24 protein-coding genes are annotated in these 17564 nt (G+C 64.1%); 9 read left to right on the forward strand and 15 right to left on the reverse strand.

Features of this window, described 5'->3' with window-relative positions; translation table 11 throughout:
* Window positions 1-26 precede the first annotated feature (26 nt).
* Window positions 27-473 carry a molybdenum cofactor biosynthesis protein MoaE gene (locus RA20_RS16980; protein ID WP_039131386.1) on the forward strand — a complete coding sequence of 149 codons (447 nt, stop codon included), beginning with the start codon at window positions 27-29 and terminating at the stop codon, window positions 471-473.
* Window positions 474-805: 332 nt separating this feature from the next.
* On the opposite strand, the gene RA20_RS16985 is transcribed toward RA20_RS16980, so the two are convergent.
* From RA20_RS16985 to ubiA, 3 genes are read right to left on the reverse strand one after another with little or no spacing between them, the layout of a single operon-like run.
* A complete protein-coding gene (locus RA20_RS16985) occupies window positions 806-1120 on the reverse strand; it encodes a hypothetical protein (RefSeq protein ID WP_039131391.1) in 315 nt (104 codons plus the stop codon).
* Window positions 1117-3021: an OmpA family protein gene (locus RA20_RS16990; protein ID WP_039131530.1), complete on the reverse strand. Its 1905-nt coding sequence runs from the start codon at window positions 3019-3021 to the stop codon at window positions 1117-1119. The genes RA20_RS16985 and RA20_RS16990 overlap by 4 nt, the downstream gene beginning before the upstream one ends.
* Before the next feature lie 60 nt (window positions 3022-3081).
* Window positions 3082-4044: a 4-hydroxybenzoate octaprenyltransferase gene (gene ubiA / locus RA20_RS16995; RefSeq protein WP_039131394.1), complete on the reverse strand. Its 963-nt coding sequence runs from the start codon at window positions 4042-4044 to the stop codon at window positions 3082-3084.
* A 12-nt stretch (window positions 4045-4056) separates the two neighbouring features.
* Between ubiA and RA20_RS17000 the strand changes: the two genes are divergently transcribed.
* From RA20_RS17000 to RA20_RS17030, 7 genes are all read left to right on the forward strand, one after another.
* Window positions 4057-4782 (forward strand): 16S rRNA (uracil(1498)-N(3))-methyltransferase, encoded by a 726-nt coding sequence (locus RA20_RS17000; RefSeq protein ID WP_039131398.1) that lies wholly within the window; start codon window positions 4057-4059, stop codon window positions 4780-4782.
* Window positions 4782-5444 (forward strand): hypothetical protein, encoded by a 663-nt coding sequence (locus tag RA20_RS17005; RefSeq protein WP_039131400.1) that lies wholly within the window; start codon window positions 4782-4784, stop codon window positions 5442-5444. Before RA20_RS17000 ends, RA20_RS17005 begins: the two co-directional genes overlap by 1 nt.
* A 156-nt stretch (window positions 5445-5600) precedes the next feature.
* Window positions 5601-6470: a GNAT family N-acetyltransferase gene (locus tag RA20_RS17010; protein WP_152618534.1), complete on the forward strand. Its 870-nt coding sequence runs from the start codon at window positions 5601-5603 to the stop codon at window positions 6468-6470.
* A 117-nt stretch (window positions 6471-6587) separates the two neighbouring features.
* Window positions 6588-7115 carry a hypothetical protein gene (locus RA20_RS17015; RefSeq protein ID WP_039131402.1) on the forward strand — a complete coding sequence of 176 codons (528 nt, stop codon included), beginning with the start codon at window positions 6588-6590 and terminating at the stop codon, window positions 7113-7115.
* A 65-nt stretch (window positions 7116-7180) separates the two neighbouring features.
* Window positions 7181-8551, forward strand: a complete 1371-nt coding sequence (locus RA20_RS17020) for a glutamate--cysteine ligase (protein ID WP_039131405.1) — start codon at window positions 7181-7183, stop codon at window positions 8549-8551.
* Window positions 8551-9105: a carboxymuconolactone decarboxylase family protein gene (locus RA20_RS17025; protein WP_052249045.1), complete on the forward strand. Its 555-nt coding sequence runs from the start codon at window positions 8551-8553 to the stop codon at window positions 9103-9105. Before RA20_RS17020 ends, RA20_RS17025 begins: the two co-directional genes overlap by 1 nt.
* Window positions 9106-9338: 233 nt before the next feature.
* Window positions 9339-10049 (forward strand): GGDEF domain-containing protein, encoded by a 711-nt coding sequence (locus tag RA20_RS17030; protein ID WP_082018046.1) that lies wholly within the window; start codon window positions 9339-9341, stop codon window positions 10047-10049.
* Here RA20_RS17030 and RA20_RS17035 read toward each other — a convergent pair.
* The 7 genes from RA20_RS17035 to RA20_RS17060 form a co-directional block, all read right to left on the reverse strand.
* On the reverse strand, window positions 10046-10918 hold the full coding sequence (locus RA20_RS17035; RefSeq protein ID WP_193748864.1) for a DUF805 domain-containing protein: 873 nt from the start codon (window positions 10916-10918) through the stop codon (window positions 10046-10048). The two genes, RA20_RS17030 and RA20_RS17035, sit on opposite strands and share 4 nt — an antisense overlap.
* Before the next feature lie 85 nt (window positions 10919-11003).
* Window positions 11004-11222 carry a fatty acid desaturase gene (locus RA20_RS26345; RefSeq protein ID WP_342586154.1) on the reverse strand — a complete coding sequence of 73 codons (219 nt, stop codon included), beginning with the start codon at window positions 11220-11222 and terminating at the stop codon, window positions 11004-11006.
* Window positions 11223-11819 (reverse strand): fatty acid desaturase, encoded by a 597-nt coding sequence (locus RA20_RS17040; protein WP_241482277.1) that lies wholly within the window; start codon window positions 11817-11819, stop codon window positions 11223-11225.
* A 25-nt stretch (window positions 11820-11844) separates the two neighbouring features.
* Complete coding sequence (locus tag RA20_RS17045) at window positions 11845-12228, reverse strand: hypothetical protein (RefSeq protein ID WP_039131410.1); 384 nt, start codon at window positions 12226-12228, stop codon at window positions 11845-11847.
* Window positions 12229-12246: 18 nt separating this feature from the next.
* A complete protein-coding gene (locus RA20_RS17050) occupies window positions 12247-12741 on the reverse strand; it encodes a hypothetical protein (RefSeq protein WP_039131412.1) in 495 nt (164 codons plus the stop codon).
* Window positions 12738-13274 (reverse strand): GbsR/MarR family transcriptional regulator, encoded by a 537-nt coding sequence (locus RA20_RS17055; RefSeq protein ID WP_039131414.1) that lies wholly within the window; start codon window positions 13272-13274, stop codon window positions 12738-12740. The genes RA20_RS17050 and RA20_RS17055 overlap by 4 nt, the downstream gene beginning before the upstream one ends.
* A 124-nt stretch (window positions 13275-13398) precedes the next feature.
* Window positions 13399-13875, reverse strand: coding sequence for a YHS domain-containing (seleno)protein (locus tag RA20_RS17060; protein ID WP_039131417.1), 477 nt, complete (start codon window positions 13873-13875; stop codon window positions 13399-13401).
* A gap of 241 nt (window positions 13876-14116) precedes the next feature.
* On the opposite strand from RA20_RS17060, the gene lfb1 reads away from it, so the two are divergent.
* Entirely contained in the window at window positions 14117-14470 is a 354-nt protein-coding gene (lfb1, locus tag RA20_RS17065) for an LIC10280 family protein (RefSeq protein ID WP_039131419.1), read from the forward strand.
* Here the strand turns inward: lfb1 and RA20_RS17070 are convergent.
* Genes RA20_RS17070 through RA20_RS17090 form a run of 5 tightly spaced genes read right to left on the reverse strand, consistent with a single transcriptional unit; the run spans window position 14460 to window position 17560 of the window.
* Window positions 14460-14735 (reverse strand): hypothetical protein, encoded by a 276-nt coding sequence (locus RA20_RS17070; RefSeq protein WP_039131421.1) that lies wholly within the window; start codon window positions 14733-14735, stop codon window positions 14460-14462. The genes lfb1 and RA20_RS17070 overlap by 11 nt on opposite strands.
* Window positions 14732-15337 (reverse strand): glycerol-3-phosphate 1-O-acyltransferase PlsY, encoded by a 606-nt coding sequence (gene plsY / locus RA20_RS17075; RefSeq protein WP_039131424.1) that lies wholly within the window; start codon window positions 15335-15337, stop codon window positions 14732-14734. Before plsY ends, RA20_RS17070 begins: the two co-directional genes overlap by 4 nt.
* Window positions 15337-16647 (reverse strand): dihydroorotase, encoded by a 1311-nt coding sequence (gene pyrC / locus RA20_RS17080; RefSeq protein ID WP_039131426.1) that lies wholly within the window; start codon window positions 16645-16647, stop codon window positions 15337-15339. Before pyrC ends, plsY begins: the two co-directional genes overlap by 1 nt.
* Window positions 16644-17027, reverse strand: coding sequence for a hypothetical protein (locus RA20_RS17085; protein WP_039131429.1), 384 nt, complete (start codon window positions 17025-17027; stop codon window positions 16644-16646). Before RA20_RS17085 ends, pyrC begins: the two co-directional genes overlap by 4 nt.
* Window positions 17027-17560 (reverse strand): hypothetical protein, encoded by a 534-nt coding sequence (locus tag RA20_RS17090; RefSeq protein WP_039131432.1) that lies wholly within the window; start codon window positions 17558-17560, stop codon window positions 17027-17029. The genes RA20_RS17085 and RA20_RS17090 overlap by 1 nt, the downstream gene beginning before the upstream one ends.
* Between the last annotated feature and the right edge of the window lie 4 nt (window positions 17561-17564).

Below are 17564 nucleotides of genomic sequence, written 5' to 3' on the forward strand. Positions count from 1 at the left end.
CCCGCCGATGACCGGGGGCTGATGCGATGCGGATTTCTGTCCAGGAGGCGCCGTTCGAGCTGGGGGCGGAAAGCGATGCCTTTGCGGCCGGAGTGGCGGGCGCGGGTGCTGTCGTCACCTTCACTGGTGTGGTGCGCGATGCGGATCAGGGCGGGCTCGAGGCGATGGAGATCGAGCATTACCCGGGCATGACCGAAAAGGCCCTGACTGCGATTGCGGAGGAAGCGGTGAGACGCTGGTCGCTGGCGGACGCGCTGGTGATCCACCGGCACGGGCGCCTGGCGCCTGGGGAGCGGATCATGATGGTCGCCACCGCTGCGCGGCACCGCAAGGATGCCTTTGAGGCGGCGGAGTATCTGATGGACTACCTGAAGTCCCGAGCGCCGTTCTGGAAGAAGGAAATCCTGGCCGGCGGCGGCTCGGACTGGGTGGCCGCCAAGGATGCCGACGAAGATGCCTTGAAGCGCTGGTAATCTGTGCCGATAGGGCAGTGGGCTCCCGCCAGTTGATCAATCATCAAAGATGATTTCCGCCTGTTGGGCCCGGCGCCGCGCTTCGCGCGGCGTTTTCCGTTCGCTGAGAAGGCCTGAACGGGCAGGTTTGCCCCTTCCGGCCCATCTCAAGTGTAATTGAAGATTCGCGCGTCAAGGACAAGCCGCTTCGCGGGGCCTGCGGCCTCCTTGACCCGCCGGAGTCAGGGAGCCGCCCGCGCCGCGCGAAGCGCGGCGCTATGCCCAAGGCTATTCAGCGCGTGCTGGCGCAGCCAGTGCGTGCTGCAGGCGCGGGAGTGCTCCTGTGCCGGATCTTAATGCGGGATCTGGCTGCGCAGCTCTTCGGCTTCGCGGCGGGCTTCACGCAGGCCTTCCATGGCGGCGCGCAGTTCCGCTTCGGTCTGGGTCAGCTGGTTGGTCAGTTCCGCCTCGCGCTGCTGCAGGTAGGTGATTGCCTGGTCGCGGGTTTCTTCCGCCTCGTGCAGCTCCTGGCTCATCCGGTCGAGGTCGGCCACATCGCTTTGCCTGACCCGGGTGAAGCGGTGCACCAGCCAATTGGCAAACCAGCCCATGGCAAAGGCCGCAAACAGGATGATCGCGGTGGTGATGATGAACTCGGTTCTGTTCATTCCTCTGGTGTCTCCTGTGCGGTGCCTGTCTCTGCGGCGTCATCCCCGGCGGCGGGATCTTCCGGCGAGGCCTCCGAGGCCTCTGCTGCCGCCGCTGCGCGGATCAGCTTGAATTCGATGCGGCGGTTGGCTTCACGGCCCTCTTCGGTGCCGTTGTCGGCAATCGGTTCGCTTTCGCCATACCCCTTTGCCGCAAATGTGGAGGTCACCACCCGGCGGGCCCTGAGTTCGTTCAGCACCGATTGCGCCCGCGCCTGGCTGAGGTTCTGGTTCATCACCTCGCGGCCCTGGCTGTCGGTGTGGCCCTGGATCTCCAGCCGGACCGGGCCGCAGCGGCCCAGAATCTCTGCAATCCGGTCCATCGTGCCGGCGCTTTGCGCGGCAATGGTGGCCGAGCCGGGTTCAAAGGCAATCTTGGCGTCGCTCTGGGCGCTGGCCAGCTGCGCCTCGCAGAGTTCGGGCGGCAGCGGCTTGTCTTTGGGTTCCGGCGGTTTCTCATAGGTGATGTCGAGCCCGTAGGTCTCGGCCTCTCCCAGTTTGGCTGACAGGAAACGGGCGATTTCCGCGGGCGTCTCCTTTCTGTAGCTCATGCCGCGCAGTTCCAGCGTGTCCGGCGTCACCAGCACCGCGCCGCGCTGCAGGTAAGAGAGCGCCTCCAGCCCGGCCAGCACCCGCACCGGCCAATCGGCAGGCAGACCCGGGGCCACCCGCGCCGCCGTGTGCACGTTGCCGGAACCAAAGCGGGCCTTGGCATAGCTGTCTGCAACCGTGCGCAGCGCCGCGTCGGTCAGCCGCCCGCGCAGCTGCACCTGGCCTTCGGGGCTGAGGGTGGCGGTGAACTCCGGCGCTGCGGCGGCATCCTGCGTCTCGGGCACGGGCAGCACGGCGTGCAGGGCAAAGACCCGGGGCAGGGCGCTTTCCAGCTCGCCGACCACGTGGTCGAACAGGGCATCTTCTGTGCCCTCGGCGGCCGCCAGGGTAATGTCGGCGTTTGCAATGGTCACGGAACCGCCGCCCAGCTGGGCCAGGGCTGCAATGCTCTGCTCAGCAGCCTTTGCCCAGTTGGGCGAGGGCACGCCCATGCCGATCACGCAATCGGCCTCACCCTGCAGGCCTGCAGCCCGGGCAGCCGCCAGGATGCGGTCGCGGCTTTCCTCGCTTTCGGCAGAGCAGGCGTTGAATGAGGCGCCATCCCCATCCAGCAGGAACCGCAGCGTAAACGGGGTGATCACAGGGCGCGGCGCGGCAATGTCCAGGGCCAGGCGCAGCCCGGGAGGCGCCTTGCGGCCGAGCTGTTCCTCCAGCCGTGCCTTGGCGCCGCTGCTGTCGGAAATCGCAGTGACCGATACCTCGCCGGCTGAAACCGAGATTTTGGCCCGCGGCAGCAGTTTCAGGGCCTCAACGGCGAAGGCCATCGCCTCCGGCCAGCCTTCGGGTGTCTCGTACTTCGCCGTTTCCAGCAGGTCGGCGACATTGCCGGCACCGGCCAGTTCGACCAGGTCGGCAACCAGGGTGCTGCGGCCTGCATCTGCGGGGATCAGGCCAATGATGGAAATGCCGCGGTCATTGCGCAGAATCTCTGCCGAGAACCGGGGCGGTGCCAGCCCGTCCGCCGGCGGCACCTCCATGCCATCAAGGATCCGGGCGGCATCCACCACCGTGCCGACCAGCGATTTCACCGAAAACCGGGTGGCCTCATCCGGCGCGGTGCCTTCCAGCAGCACCTGCAGCCCGTCCGCAGTCACTTCGGCCCAGCCATAGCCATTGTCATCCAGCGTGCCGCGCACGGCGCGTTCTGTGCCCTGCTCCACCGCTGTTACGGCGAATCCGGCGGCAACAAGGCTCAGCCCGGCGGCGGCGGCAAAGGCCAGGCCCGGGATCAACAGCGAAGACAAGCGCATATGGCGGCTCATTCCCAGTTCAAGTTACCGGCTCATACCGTGCTATAAGGCGCGGTTCAATCACACGAACATGGCCAGCCCAAAGAAGATCAGCGGAATCAGGCCGGTATCACGGTTGAGGCGGAACAATTGCAAAAGCCTCTGGTTGTTTTCCGCGTCAAAGACGCGCAGCTGCCATGTCAGATGCCATCCCATGGCCCAGGGGGCGGCCAGGGCGAGCACCAGCGCCAGCACCGAAGCCGTGTCCAGCATCGCCAGGATCACCGCCACTGCCATCAGGCTTACTTTCAGCACGATGAACCGGCGCAGCCACATCGGGGTGTCGGTGCCAAACAGCCGGGCGGTGGATTTCACGCCGATCAGCGCATCGTCCTCGGTGTCCTGGTGGGCATAGATCGTGTCGTAAAACAGGGTCCAGGCGATTCCGGCCAGATACAACAGCACCGGCGGCCAGCCAAGCGAGCCTGTATGGGCGACCCAGGCCAGCATGGCGCCCCAGTTGAAGGCCAGGCCCAGAAACACCTGCGGCCACCAGGTGAACCGCTTGGCAAAGGGGTAGACTGCCACCGGCAAAAGAGACAGCACGCCCATGGCAATGGCGGCCTGGTTGAAGGTCAGCAGGATTGCCAGTCCCAGAAGGCACTGCAGCCCCATCCAGGCCAGCGCGCCCTTGACCGTGACCTGCCCCGACGGGATCGGGCGCGAGCGGGTGCGCTCGACCTGGCCGTCGAAGTTGCGGTCGGTGATGTCATTCCAGGCGCAGCCCGCCCCGCGCATCAGCCAGGCTCCGGCGGCGCAGCCGATGGCAATCCACAGGTCCTCCCAGCGCGGGTTCTGGCCGGCCAGGATGGCCAGCGCCAGCCCCCACCAGCAGGGGATCAGCAGCAGCCAGGTGCCGATCGGGCGGTCGGCGCGGCTGAGGCGCAGATAGGGCCGTGTCCATTCCGGGGCATATGTGTCGACCCAGTTTCCCTTGACCGCATCTGCGACCTGACCCTCTGGCGCTGGCTTCTGGCCTTGCATATGTAGGACCCCATGAGTGCAAAAATCAGACTGTATGTAGAGCACCCATTGGGGGCAGGGCAATCGGTTCCCTTGGATCGTGATCAGGCGCATTATCTGTTCGGGGTGATGCGGCAGGCCGCTGGCGCCCCGGTTGCACTGTTCAATGGCCGTGACGGCGAGTGGCTGGCCGAGGTCGCCGAGGCTGGCAAACGCGGCGGAACGCTGCTGTGCCGGGAGCAGGCCAAGCCCCTGCAGCTGCCGCCGGACCTGTGGCTGATGTTTGCGCCGATCAAGAAAGCCCGCACCGATTTCATCGTCGAAAAAGCGGCCGAGATGGGCGCTGCCCGCATCCTGCCGGTGCAGACCGAGTTCACCAACTCCGAGCGCATCCGCCAGGACCGGCTGCAGGCCCATGCGGTGGAAGCGGCCGAGCAATGCGGCGGGACTTTTGTGCCGGAGGTCGGCGAGCTGCAGAAGCTCTCGCGCCTGCTGGACCATTGGCCGCAGGAGCGCCAGCTGATGTTCTGCGACGAGGCCGAGGTGGGCAATGCGCTGCAACTAGCTGCAGAAACAAAATCTGGCGCGCCTTGGGCGATCCTGATCGGCCCCGAAGGCGGCTTTTCGGCAAACGAGCGCAAGCGCCTGCATGCGCTGCCGCAGTCCCATGTGGTCAGCCTCGGCCCCCGCATTTTGCGTGCCGACACCGCAGCGGTGGCGGCGATGACGCTGTGGCAGCAGGTGCTCGGTGACTGGTAATGGATGAACCGCGCCGCGAACTGCATCTGTTCTTTGCGGCGGAAAATTCGTCAGCGGCCGTACTCTACCGCGCTAAAAATAGCCTGTACCGGCTGATTGCGTGGGATACAGACGGAGATAAATTTTCACCGGGGCAATGGGTTAAGACAAGGGTCTTTGAAACTGCCTGTGCTTTGTCCCCCGACGGCAAGTACTTTATCTACAGCGCGATGCACAGAGGTACACCTGATGTCTTCACGGCTTTAAGCATCGCACCCTATTTCACGGCTCTGGAATTCCGTACTGGGCTGCTCGATTTAGAAGCTGGCGGGTATTTTCTGGACCCGGAAACACTGACATTTCGCCATACGATGAGTGACGCTGGGGTGATTGAGCTGAGTTGCGGGCTAAAGCAGGATACCATGCGGAAAAACTGGTTTCACTGTATGAACCATAAGTACGCAGGTGTTTCTTACGAAAGCCAGGCAGCATTGAGAGATGAAGTCGAGGAGAAGCGCGGTAAAATTTCCAGCTTGCTGGAATGCTATGAATGCAGCGGCGCCAGGCTTTTCCGCAAGACTGCCGCTGGGCGCGAGCTTCTTCTGGACTGTTCCTCGATGCAGTTTGAAGCGATTAAAGCCCCTTATGCTGGTGTTGTCAGAAGCGGTAGCCCGAACGATTGAGCCGTGGCTTTCGAGATCTCAGTTCCGGCCTGCTCAGAGTCTGGAAACCAATTCCTGCTAAATTGACCGCAACCCGGAGTTGAAACGGCCCTGCCGCCATCACATGCTCGGCATGGGCCTGCCTTTCCGGCGGCAATGCAGGAGCTGGATCAATTCATGGAGGGCACGATGATTCGCAAGGCGTCACAGGGGGATTTGCAGGCCATCGAGGGATTCCTGGCGCCGCGTGCGGCGACGTCCATGTTCCTGTCCGGCAATCTGCGCGACTACGGGCTGAACGCCACCGGCAGCCCCAAGGCCACCACGGTGTGGCTGAGCGAGCGCGATGACGGGATCTCCGGTGTGTTCGGCCTGACCGAAGCGGGCTATTTCATGTTCGAGGCACCGGAGTTCGCAGCTGAAGACGGGCCTGCGCTGCGCCAGGTGCTGGCCGGGCGGCAGATTTCGGCGCTCACCGGCGAGGCCGGGAAGGCCGAGGCGCTGCTGGCGGCGCTGGAGCTGGACCGCAGCCAGATAGGATTCTCTGACGCAGAGCCGCATTTCCGGCTGAAACTCAAGGACTTGCAGATGCCTTCCGGCGGCAGCACCCTGCGCCCGATGCACGCTGAGGACGTGCCGCTGATCACCGAATGGCGCCATGCCTATGACAAGGAAATTTTTGGCTCTGCCGACCTGCCGGAAATCCGCCAGCGCTCCACGGCCCGGGCCGAGGCATTGGTGGACAGCGGCCGCGGCCGCATCTTGGAACTGGGCGGGCTGCCGGTCGCAATGACCGCCTTCAACGCCGTGCTGCCGGAAACGGTGCAGATCGGCGGCGTCTACACGCCGCCGGGCCAGCGCAGCCGCGGCTTTGCCCGCCGCGCGGTGGCGCTGCACCTTGCCGAAGCGCATGAGGAGGGCGTGCAGGAAGCCATCCTGTTTGCCTCCGGCACCGCGGCGATCCGGGCCTATCAGAAACTTGGCTTCGAACGGATTGGCGATTACCGCCTTGTCGAGTTCAGTGCTCCGGTAACGGCCGGCGGCTAGCGGCCTGCAACAGGGGCAATTGCCGCTTCTGCCATTGCATCCGCTGCGCGGGCCCCACACATAGGAGGGCAGGGCAGGCACCGCTGTCTGCCGGAAGTTTGCAATGAGGCGAGACCTATGAGTTTCATCCGCCCCGAGGCCCGCGCCCAGCTGTGGCGCTGGCGTGAAGTGATTGCCGCGGTGATGATGTTCCTGCTGGGGCTGAAGTGGGCGTATTCCGCCGTGGGTTTTACCGCCATCACCGGCTGGGCTCTGGTGGCCACCGGCCTGGTCACTGCCATCATCGGCGCCCAGCGGATGCGCTTCCGCCGCGGCACCAGCGGTCCGGGCGTGGTGCAGGTGGACGAGGGGCAGATCGCCTATTTCGGGCCTCTGACCGGCGGGGCTGTCGCTGCCTCGGAATTGGAGCGGCTGGCGCTGGATCAATCCGCCAAACCGCCGCATTGGCTGCTGGAGCAGCCCGGCCAGCCGCCGCTGGCAATCCCCGTTAATGCCGAAGGCTATGAGGCGCTGTTTGATGTCTTTGCCGCCCTGCCGGGGCTGAAAACCGAGCGTATGCTCAGCGAGTTGCGCCGCCGCGGCCCTCACCAGGTCGTGATCTGGGAGCGTTCCTCGAGCCGGCCGGATCATCACAGGCTGCATTGACACTGGCGGTGATTCCGCCCACCACTGACCCTTCAAGACAGACCTAACAGGACGGAGTGCCAGGCATGTCCATTCCCCAGTCCGGCGGCGGGCCGATCGAACGCCATGAACAGCTTGCCGAATATCTTGCCGACGGCTGCAAGCCCAAGGAAGACTGGCGCATCGGCACCGAGCATGAGAAGTTCGGCTATTGCAAGGACACGCTGAAGCCGCTGCCCTATGCTGGCGAACGCTCGATTCTGGCGGTGCTTGAGGGCCTGCGCGACGGCCACGGCTGGGCGCCGCTGACCGAAGGCGATAACCTCATCGGCCTGACCAAGGACGGCGCCAATATCTCGCTGGAGCCGGGCGGGCAGCTGGAATTGTCCGGCGCGCCGCTGGAAACCATTCACGAGACCTGCGACGAGGTGAATGCCCACCTGCGCGACGTCAAGGACATCGCCGATAAGATCGGCGTCGGCTTCATCGGTCTGGGCGCTGCGCCCATCTGGAAGCATGAAGACATGCCGCTGATGCCCAAGGGCCGCTACAAGCTGATGGACGGCTACATGCAGCAGGTCGGCACCATGGGCACCACCATGATGCGCCGCACCTGCACCGTGCAGGTGAACCTCGACTTCTCGTCTGAAGCCGACATGGTGCAGAAACTGCGGGTGGCGCTGGCGCTGCAGCCGGTGGCAACCGCGCTGTTTGCCAATTCGCCGTTCCTGGACGGCAGGCCCAACGGCCATAAGTCCTGGCGCGCCCGCGTCTGGCGCGATCTGGACGCCGACCGCACCGGCATGCTGCCGTTTGTGTTCGAAGAGGGCTTCGGGTTTGAAGCCTGGGTCGAATATGCCCTCGATGTGCCGATGTATTTCGTCTACCGCAACGGCGAGTACATCAACGCGCTGGGCATGTCCTTCCGCGACTTCCTGAAGGGCGAGCTGCCGGCTCTGCCGGGCGAGACCCCGACATTGTCAGACTGGGCCGACCACCTGACCACTATCTTCCCCGAGGCCCGCATCAAGAAGTTCATCGAAATGCGCGGTGCCGACGGCGGCCCGTGGCGCCGCCTTTGCGCGCTGCCGGCCTTCTGGGTCGGCCTGACCTATGACCAGAGCGCGCTGGACGCCGCCTGGGATCTGGTCAAGGGCTGGGACGCGGAGACCCGCGACGCCCTGCGTGTTGCGGCCTCCGAGCAGGGGCTGCAGGCCAAGGTGAACGGTATCAGCATGCACGAGCTGGCCCGCGAAGTCGTGGCAATCTCGGAAAGCGGGCTGAAGGCGCGGCACAAGCCGGGCGCCGGCGGGCTGGTCCCGGATGAGACCCATTTCCTCAATGCGCTGAAAGACAGCCTCGACAGCGGCAAGGTTCCGGCTGACGAACTGCTGGAGCGCTACAATGGTGCCTGGGGCGAAGACCTCAGCCGTATCTACGGCGAGTTCGCCTACTGATGCAGAGGATCCCGGCAGTCGCCAAGGACGCGGAGACCCCGGACCAGGCGGCGGCCCAGGCCCGGGTCGCCAAAATGTGGGGACGCAGGCTGAACATCTCGGATGCGATGGCCCATAACCCGGCAGTGCTGGAGGGGTTTCTGTCGTTCTGGGCGGCGCTGGACAACTGCGGGCTGTCGGCTGAGGACCGCGAGGTCATCTGCATGGACATGGCGGTGCAGAACGGCTGCCATTACTGCGTGCCGGCCCATCTGGGCATGGCCGAGGCCCGTGGCATCGATATGGATATGATCCGCCGGATTGCCCGGGGCGACTTGCTGGAAGGGGGCAGCCGTCCGGCCCGGCTGCAGCACCTGACCCGGCGGCTGGTTGAGACCGGCGGCCGGCTCAGCGATGCGGAATTGGCCCAGGCCCATGCCGACGGGTTTGACGACGGACAGCTGGTGGCCATCGTGGCCGAGATTGCTCATTGCCATTTCACCAACAGTTTCAACCGGATGGCTGGTACTGAGCCGGATCCGCATTTCCCGGATTGGCCGGAACCGGCGTCCTGACCAGCACCCTGTACCCGGTACCGCATCGCTAAGCACTTCTTGGCTGAGCCACAACAGTACTCCAGTGGGGCAGGCCAAGACCTTAGTCTCATCCGAGGCGAAGTTCCGTGCCGGCCGGCCAGGCTGACATGGGCGGCCGCCCTTCCGAAAGTGCAGGGCCTATACGAAAGACGTATTGTCTTACCTGAATTTCTTACGGCACAGTGGTCCCGGGGGACTTTTACGGGGCTTTTATGCTGGCAATTCGAAGCAAGAGCCAGAAATGGTATTTCGTTGCATCTGTAACCATGATTTCGCTGGCGGTTTCCTGGCTGGTGACTTCGCTGACTGCCCCTGAAGGTCTCACCCGAGCGTCATTGGTGCCTTCGACGCTGGCGCCGCTTCTGATTGCACCGCTGGCGTCCTATTGGGCGGCCTGCAGGCTTCTGGAAATTCATATCCTGAACGAAAAACTGCTGCATCTCGCAGCGCATGACCAGATGACCTCGCTCTACAGCCGTGACCATTTCTTCCGCTTGATTGCCGGGCTGGGCAGCGAGTTTCAGGGCAGTTTCCTGCTTGCGGATATCGACAGGTTCAAGTCGATCAATGACACCCATGGCCACCAGGCCGGGGACGAGGTGATCCGCTTTGTCGCCAGTGTTCTGAAGGATGGCGTTCAGCCTGGCGGTATTGCAGCGCGGTTTGGCGGCGAGGAATTTGTTGCCTGTCTGCCGGACGTGCCCCTGACTGCGGCCGCGGAAACAGCGGAAGCGATCCGTCGCACCATTGGGGCCCGGCCGCTTTCAGTCGGCGCCGAAGGATTGCTGTGCACAGTTTCCATCGGCCTTGGGTATCACGACGGCAGCCGCCCGGTCGAAGCAGTGCTGCGCGATGCGGATGAGGCGCTCTATGCAGCCAAGAACGGCGGCCGCAACCAGGTGCAGCCGGCCTTCACAGGCTAACGCCCCGCGCCGCCCAGCACCCGGGTCTTGTAGAGTTCCTTAACCTGAGCCTTGCGGGCGGCCTGCAACTGCAGTTCCTCTTCGGCTGAGCGCTTTTGCAGATAAGTATAGCCCGCGAAGGCGCTGCCCCTGCCGTTTCCTGCTCCTTGCAGCGCAGGCTGGTTCTGAGCGGAGCCATAGGCGTTTTCGCCCCGCTCCGACGGCAGCAGCATGAAATAGAGATGCAGCAGCAGCGCAATAAAGGGTCCCAGCCCGAAGAACACGGAAAAAAACAGGAATTGAAACCCGAGCATCGGATCATGTGCCGTCAGGTCCCGGGTTTGCTTCAGCGCGGCGCCCGGGTCCGCCTGTGAGGCAACGCCGAGCAGCTCGCTTAGCACAGCGTCCCAGTTCATCGCATTGGCGGCAGCTGCCAGGTTGAACAGCGCCTCCCAGAAGCCGCCGGATACCGAAGCAAGCACCGCGCCGTCAATCAGCAGCCCGCCGCTTATGCTGCCGGGGTCGCTTGTCCCTGCTGTGGTCAGGAAGCCAAAACTCATGATCAGCCCCAGCGACACCGCGCTGAAGGGTAGCTTGGCCCATTTGCCGCTGCGCCCGGCATCGTGCAGGCGGCGCACGGTCAGCGACAGCCGCGGGATGAAGGTGAACAGAAACAACCCAGGGGAGCCATAGTGGAACGGGTTCAGCGGCGGCACTTCACGGCGGGACAGATGCGCCCAAATCTCCTGTGCGTCACCTGGCAGCATCAGAAAAATGAGGAGCCAAATTATAGGGATAACGCACCAGTACTCAAATCGGGTGGCGCGGCCGTCAAAGTCGAGGAACTTGAATGCAAAGCTTTCAAAAGGGGCAAGAATGCGGGCAATCATCGGAAACCTGCTGTCAAAAAAATCTCCCTTGAGTTGCGCTGAAAACCGGGCCTGATTGTGGCGCGCCGAAGGCGGAAACAGGATATCAGCGCCGGTCCAGCCAAGACACCACGGGAAGGCGGCTGGCGGCATAGCCGGGCACCTGGGCGTCCAGCCGCCCGGCCAGTTCCGGCAGGCGGCTCACCGGCACTTTGGGGAACAGGTGGTGCTCGCGGTGGTAGAACATCAGATAGGCCGCCTTGGCCAGAACCCCGCGCTGGCTGCGCGCGGCCAGGCCCGAGGAGCCGGTGCCCTGATGGGTGATCTAGACCGCGAAAAAGGCGGTCATGCATTGCGCCGCAGCCATCGCCGCCAGGTGCAGCAGCAGCAAGCGCTGGCCGCTCCACAGGATTAGCCCGGCGGCAAGCGCCACGCACAGCCCGTCGCGCAGCATCCGCCGGCGCCATTTCGCGCCGCCCTGCTGCCAGCAGTTCCGGATCAGATCGACCGGAAACCGCGGCCCGTAGCGCAGCACTTCCCATGCTGTCATATGGCCGCAATGCCCCTCGATGTCACCGGGTCCCATGGAATGGCGGTGATGCTGCATGTGGCTCCAAGCAACCGAGCAGTTGCAGCCGCACATCAGGGCGCTGAGGATATGCAGCACGGCGATATCGCCCTGGCGCGGCAGGCCCAGGTTGCCGTGGATCGCCTCGTGATTCAGCCGCAGCGCGCAGAGGAAGAACATGAAGCTGCCCGCCGCCCCCAGCGGCCAGAGCGGGGAGGCATAGAGGACCCAGGACAGGATCAGCCAGGGCAGCGGCAAGGTCAGCTCCCCCCAGCGCTGGCGGCGGGTGACTGGCAGCAGATCCTGCCAGTCCACATTGCGGGGCGCCGATTCACGGGAAACAGGCGGGCACATGGCGGTCTCCTTTGCGGCGGGAGGTTCAGGCAGGCTGTTCAGCCGCGTCTTGCGGTTCAGGCTTGGAGGATTGCGGGCGCTGGCCGCCTTGCAAGGCTTCCCGGACCACTGCCCGCAGGGTGGCAACCGCGTGGGAGAACCCGAGGCCAAGGCAGATTGCCGCGAGACCAAGCGCAGGCAGCAAGCCAAGGGTATCCATGTCCAGAAGCGGGATCGCGGCACCGATCAGGATGACGCCGCCAAGACCAACCATGGCATAGCCTGTGGCGATGGTGACAGCACCCGCCCTGGCGGCGCGCCCGGACTGCGGGCAGTCGCCCAGCAAGCTCCCGATCCGCAGGATCATCAGCACCATCGCCAGCAGCATCAGCACGCCAAACCCCAGGTAGATTCCGATTTCAATCAGCATGATGTGTTCCTTTCCAGGTCAAATGGTCTGTTTGTAGAAATCGCGTTCGAGCCAGCGATAGAGCAGGCCGCTCACCGCGCCCCACAGAGGGGCGAAAACCAGTCCGAAAATAAAGAAGATGGCAGGCAACTCGGTAGAGGCGCCCATGGCTTCAGACAGAGTTAGGATTGTTAGAAAAACAGCTGCGTGCACGATCAGTGCCAAACCTGCCCAGCCGCTTGCCGAATATCTGTGCAGCGGCATCACGATCAGCATCACCGGCACCCCGACGGCCAGGTAAACAGGGCCTCCCAGTGCCGCGGCTATCACCGGAAGGATCAGCGGGAAGCCCAGAGTTCCAGTCAGCAGGGGGCCTCCGGCCATGGCGATCCCAAAGGCAACCGGGTCGATCAGATGCCGTTTGGCATGAGCTCTGGGAAACAGCGGGCATCCAGTTATTGCAGTTATTTCTGTCATGAGAGAAATTTCCTCGCAAAATTTTTTCCACCAGGGCCGCTGCAGGCCCGCACTCATTCCGTCTGTTTGCCGCCAGGCAGGAACCGCGCCACCTTGGCGCCCAGCTTCAGCACCGCCAGGTGCACCGAACGGGGCAGGCGGGAGAAGTCTGCATACCAGTCGTCAAACATCCGCATCACCCGCAGTGTCTCACCCATGCGCTCCTTGACCGCCTTGGGGGTGCTGTCGCCCTCCGCCTCTTGCATCACCGCGTCCAGGGCCCGCAGAGTGGGGGCAAACTCGCGCTCGCGCCGCGCCGCAATCACCGCGTCCACCAGATCGAACATGTCGCGGATCGAGGTGAAGTGATCGCGCCGGTCGCCCAGCTGGCGGCTCACCTTGACCAGCCCTTGCGCCTGCAGCTCTTTCAGCCCGTTGGAGACGTTGGACCGTGCCAGCCCCAGCACCTCGCAGATCTCATCCGCGGTCATCGGATCAGAGGCGATATGCAGCAGCGCATGGATCTGCGCGACGGAACGGTTCACCCCCCAGCGGGTGCCCATCTCGCCCCAGTGAAGGATAAAGTTCTGCATCGCGGGGGTCAGTTTCATCACGGTATCCTGAAATTTCTGTAATGACAGAAAATTGGAAAATCCGAGTCGTGTCAAGACAAAGAAAAACCGGCGGCAGGTTGCCCCGCCGCCGGCTGTTCGCATTTGAGTGGCGGCTAATGCCTTACTGCGCCTGCAGCTCCGCCGGGGTCTTGTCGGCGATGTCTTCCCAGTTGACGTTGGCGTTCTGCACAAAGCCCGGGATGTCGCCTTCCCAGCGTTCCTGGATGTCAGCCGACAGGTTCAGGTACAGGGTGTTGTCGACGATCTTCCAGTGGTTCGGGTCGCCGTCGAACTTGAAGCCCATTGCGGTGCCAAAGGCGCAGTAGCCGCCGTAGGCCGGCAGGTAGGCTTCGGGATTCTTCTCAAAGGCCGCTTTGTGCTCTTCCGAAGCAAAGCGGTAGGTTGCGTCATTGAAAACAGTTGTGATTTTATAGCTGCCCTTGGTGGGGGCACCGTCTGTGAAATATGCGACCGGGTCATAGCCCTGCATTGCCAGGCCGGTGGAGGATGCGTTGATCTCAACGCCTGCCGCCAGTGCCGAGGTTGCCATCGCAACCGACAGAGCCACACCGCTGATCAGTGCCTTTACTTTGTTCATGGGTCCCGTCCTTTCAAATCCCGGCCAGGGTGTTCCGAATTGCTTGCCCGGCCGGCGTTTCACCATGTGTGCCGCGGTATGCTGCGGGTCACGGAACCCATGTGGAGAGCCGGTTGATCACGTTCAAAACAACTCAATTTGAATGTGCGCCAGGCCATGGCAGCCTGTGCATTCCTGCGCAGAACGGGTGACAGGCGGTTTTTCTCCAGCCAGTATGGCAGTAGGTAACATGGAGTTGAGGATGACAGGATCACTTTCCGCCAGCCGCGGTTTCCTGGCTGGGATTGCAGCCGTTTTCACCGCGGCCGCGCTCCCGGCCTTTGCGCAAAGCGTCAGCGGCGTTTACCGGGCCGAAGGCCGCAATCCTGACGGCAGCAGCTATACCGGCACCGTGCAGATCCAGGACAGCGGCGGCAGCGTGCAGATGCAATGGAGCATCGCCGGCCAAAGCTACTCGGGCAATGGCTCGCGCAACGGCGATGTGGTTTGGGTCGATTGGGGGCAGACGCATCCGGTGGTTTATGTGCGGATGCCCAGCGGCGAGCTGCACGGCACCTGGGCCAACGGCCGCGCCCTGGAGCGGCTTATCCCGTAACCTCCAGCCCCAGCACGAAGCGGATCACTTTCTCCTCCGGCATCTCGCAGGGTTTCAGCAGCGCGCCGGAGTCCAGCCGGTAGAGGTTGAGGCTGATGTAATCCGTGCCGCCCAGCTCGCGGGCCACCAGCTTCTGGGCTTTGCCGCCTGCCAGGTTTTCGCGGGTGACGGTGTACTTGCGCCCGTTAGCAGCTCCGGTGAAACCGCCCAGCGGCAGTGCGTCAAAGGCGGCCAGAAACGCATCCAGCCCGCCTTCAGGGCTCATTTCTGGCCGATCCGCGGCTCGGTGCCTGCCCGCAGGCGGGCAATATTGGCTGAGTGGCGGATATAGACCACCGCTGCCAGAAGCATCGCCAGCAGGGCGGCTTGCTGATAGCCCAGCACAAAAGCCCAGACCGCGCCCGAGGCGGCTGAGACCAGCGCGCCCATCGAGGAGATCCGGCTGATCGCCGCTGCTGCCAGCCAGGTCAGGCAGCAGGCGATGCCCACCGGCCAGGCCAGCGCCAGCATCAGGCCCAGGAAGGTCGCCACGCCCTTGCCGCCCTTGAACCCCAGCCAGACCGGGAAGCAATGGCCGAGGAAGGACATCAGGCCGGCCATCTGCGCTGCATCCTCGCCGGCCAGAAAGCGGGCCAGCAGCACCGCCGCCGCGCCCTTGCCGCCATCCAAAAGCAGTGTCAGTGCCGCGGCGGCCTTGCTGCCGGTGCGCAGAACGTTGGTGGTGCCGATATTGCCCGAGCCGATTTCGCGCAGATTGCCCAGCCCGAACGCCTTGGTGACCACCATGCCAAAGGGCACGGACCCCAGGCCATAGCCGATCACCGCCCACAGGATCAGAACCGCGGCAGAGCTTTCGAGTACTGGCATTAGTCCCTCCGGTAAACGGGTTCGCCCGCCACAAATGTCGCCTCGACCCGGCCCTGCATCCGCTGGCCGTCATAGGGGGTGTTCTGCGATTTCGAACGCAGCTTGAAACGGTCCAGCACAAAAGGCACGTCTGCGTCGAACAGGACCAGATCCGCGGGCGCGCCTGCCTCAAGACGGCCGCCTTCCAGCCCCAGGCGCTTTGCCGGGTTCAGTGACATGGCGCGGAACAGGGCGGGCAGATCCAAGAGCTCCGCATGGTACAGGCGCAGCGCCGCCGGCAGCAGCGTCTCCAGCGCCACCGCGCCGGCGGCGGCTTCTTCAAACGGCAGCCGCTTGCTTTCCTCGTCCTGCGGCGTGTGCATCGAGGAGATGATGTCGATCAGCCCCGAGCGAACCGCCTCAACCACCGCCAGCCGGTCGTCTTCGGAGCGCAGCGGCGGCTTCACCTTGAAGAAGCTGCGGTAGCCGGCCACGTCCAGTTCATTCAGCGTCAGGTGATGGATCGAGGTGCCCGCGGTGATATCCAGCCCGTTGGCCTTGGCGCGTTCCAGCGCGGGCAGGGCGCGCGCTGTGGTGATCTGGTCGGCATGGTACCTGGCGCCGGTCATCTCCAGCAGTGCAATGTCGCGGTCCAGCCCCATCCGCTCCGCCATCGGCGACACCGCAGGCAGGCCATAGAGGGCTGCGAATTTGCCGCTGGTGGCGGCGGCGCCCTTGCTCAGAACCGGCTCCTGCGGATGCGCGATAACCAAAGCACCGCAGGAACGGGCATAAGTCAGCGCACGCTGAAACACTTTGGTATTGGCCACCACGTGGTCGCAGTCGGAAAAGGCCACTGCGCCGGCATCCATCAGGAAGCCGATCTCGGTCATCTCACGGCCCTCGCGGCCCTTGGTCAGCGCCGCCATCGGCAGCACGTTCACTGGTGTGTCGGCCTGGGCGCGGCGGGTGACAAACTCCAGCGTTTCCGGGCTGTCGATTGCAGGCGCGGTATCGGGGCGGGTAACGATGGTGGTGACACCGCCCGCCGCCGCCGCAAGGCCCGCGGACTTATAGCTTTCCTTGTGCCGTTCGCCGGGCTCGCAGACCTTGACGCCGATGTCGACAATCCCCGGCGCCAGGCACTTGCCGCCGCAGTCCTGAATGGCGGCCTCTTCCGGCTTGACGCCATGCGCGGCCAGCAGCTGTTCAGGGCTGGCAGCATTTTTCTCAACCGCCGCGATCCGCCCGTTCCGGACCAGAACAGCGCCGGGCGTTTCGGTGCCTGCTTCCGGGTCGATCAGGCGGGCATTGGTGAACAGAGTGGTCATGCCTTGGCTCTTTCAATTGCGTTGAGGGTCGCGGCCGGGTCGGCCTGGTATTTGATCAGGTGCTTGTCGCCGCTTTTGGTGATGACCTGCACGTAGCTGCCCATGGTCTTGACAGCTTCAATCTGGCTGACCTGAACTGAGCGCCCGGCAGGGCCTGTCAGGGTTTCCTTGGTCAGGGTCCAGACCACGGCCAGCTCTTCGCTGGCCATGTACCAGCCGCGCAGGCCGATTGCGGCCAGCCCGCCAACAGCGCCGGTCCAGATATGCGGGCTGCCGATAGCCCACAGCAGGGCCATCGCACCGCCCATGCCAACCGCCGCCATCCAGGCATGCGCCCGGACATAGGCGCGGCGGTCCGGCGTGAAAGAGGTTTCCTCCATCAGAACACCAGCGCCCAGATCAAAAGCGCAATCAGGGTCATGACCACAGTAAACAACGTGGCCCCGATGCGGCGGGCCTGCGCGCGGGCCTGGCGCGGGGAGAGCTTCGGCGCAGAATAGGGTTTGGCGCTTTCGGCGCTTGCAGGCGCGGCGCTCCAATTGGTCCGGCGCTCGCCATAGGTGCCTTTGAGCACGATCTGCTCCGCCGGGGTTAGCCGCACCTCCTTGCCATCAAAGGCGCGGGAACGGATCAGCAGCACGTGGCCCTCGAGCCCTCGCAGCATCTCGCGGTCTTCCTCGACCTGCACCCGCGGCACGCCGCAGCCTTCCGTCAGGTAGCCGGTCAGGCCGATGTCCTCCAGATCGGAGACCGGGAAGACCTCCGCCTGATCCATGTCCAGCGTTTCAATGCCCAATACCTGCGCCAGCGCGCCGGGCTCTTTCAGGAACGCCGCCTGCTCCGGCCGCATTTCAAGCGCAAACAGCCGGATTACGCCGCGTTCGCCTGCCGGGATATGGATGACACCTTCCAACCGG

The organism is Leisingera sp. ANG-Vp (genome assembly GCF_000813725.1).
GTDB lineage: Bacteria > Pseudomonadota > Alphaproteobacteria > Rhodobacterales > Rhodobacteraceae > Leisingera.

Bases quoted from the DNA above. Each gene is read 5' to 3' on its own strand.
- RA20_RS16980 (WP_039131386.1), top strand. From the start codon at position 27: ATGCGGATTTCTGTCCAGGAGGCGCCGTTCGAGCTGGGGGCGGAAAGC.
- RA20_RS16985 (WP_039131391.1), bottom strand. From the start codon at position 1,120: ATGAACAGAACCGAGTTCATCATCACCACCGCGATCATCCTGTTTGCG.
- RA20_RS16990 (WP_039131530.1), bottom strand. From the start codon at position 3,021: ATGCGCTTGTCTTCGCTGTTGATCCCGGGCCTGGCCTTTGCCGCCGCC.
- ubiA (WP_039131394.1), bottom strand. From the start codon at position 4,044: ATGCAAGGCCAGAAGCCAGCGCCAGAGGGTCAGGTCGCAGATGCGGTC.
- RA20_RS17000 (WP_039131398.1), top strand. From the start codon at position 4,057: ATGAGTGCAAAAATCAGACTGTATGTAGAGCACCCATTGGGGGCAGGG.
- RA20_RS17005 (WP_039131400.1), top strand. From the start codon at position 4,782: ATGGATGAACCGCGCCGCGAACTGCATCTGTTCTTTGCGGCGGAAAAT.
- RA20_RS17010 (WP_152618534.1), top strand. From the start codon at position 5,601: ATGGAGGGCACGATGATTCGCAAGGCGTCACAGGGGGATTTGCAGGCC.
- RA20_RS17015 (WP_039131402.1), top strand. From the start codon at position 6,588: ATGAGTTTCATCCGCCCCGAGGCCCGCGCCCAGCTGTGGCGCTGGCGT.
- RA20_RS17020 (WP_039131405.1), top strand. From the start codon at position 7,181: ATGTCCATTCCCCAGTCCGGCGGCGGGCCGATCGAACGCCATGAACAG.
- RA20_RS17025 (WP_052249045.1), top strand. From the start codon at position 8,551: ATGCAGAGGATCCCGGCAGTCGCCAAGGACGCGGAGACCCCGGACCAG.
- RA20_RS17030 (WP_082018046.1), top strand. From the start codon at position 9,339: ATGCTGGCAATTCGAAGCAAGAGCCAGAAATGGTATTTCGTTGCATCT.
- RA20_RS17035 (WP_193748864.1), bottom strand. From the start codon at position 10,918: ATGATTGCCCGCATTCTTGCCCCTTTTGAAAGCTTTGCATTCAAGTTC.
- RA20_RS17040 (WP_241482277.1), bottom strand. From the start codon at position 11,819: ATGTGCCCGCCTGTTTCCCGTGAATCGGCGCCCCGCAATGTGGACTGG.
- RA20_RS17045 (WP_039131410.1), bottom strand. From the start codon at position 12,228: ATGCTGATTGAAATCGGAATCTACCTGGGGTTTGGCGTGCTGATGCTG.
- RA20_RS17050 (WP_039131412.1), bottom strand. From the start codon at position 12,741: ATGAGTGCGGGCCTGCAGCGGCCCTGGTGGAAAAAATTTTGCGAGGAA.
- RA20_RS17055 (WP_039131414.1), bottom strand. From the start codon at position 13,274: ATGAAACTGACCCCCGCGATGCAGAACTTTATCCTTCACTGGGGCGAG.
- RA20_RS17060 (WP_039131417.1), bottom strand. From the start codon at position 13,875: ATGAACAAAGTAAAGGCACTGATCAGCGGTGTGGCTCTGTCGGTTGCG.
- lfb1 (WP_039131419.1), top strand. From the start codon at position 14,117: ATGACAGGATCACTTTCCGCCAGCCGCGGTTTCCTGGCTGGGATTGCA.
- RA20_RS17070 (WP_039131421.1), bottom strand. From the start codon at position 14,735: ATGAGCCCTGAAGGCGGGCTGGATGCGTTTCTGGCCGCCTTTGACGCA.
- plsY (WP_039131424.1), bottom strand. From the start codon at position 15,337: ATGCCAGTACTCGAAAGCTCTGCCGCGGTTCTGATCCTGTGGGCGGTG.
- pyrC (WP_039131426.1), bottom strand. From the start codon at position 16,647: ATGACCACTCTGTTCACCAATGCCCGCCTGATCGACCCGGAAGCAGGC.
- RA20_RS17085 (WP_039131429.1), bottom strand. From the start codon at position 17,027: ATGGAGGAAACCTCTTTCACGCCGGACCGCCGCGCCTATGTCCGGGCG.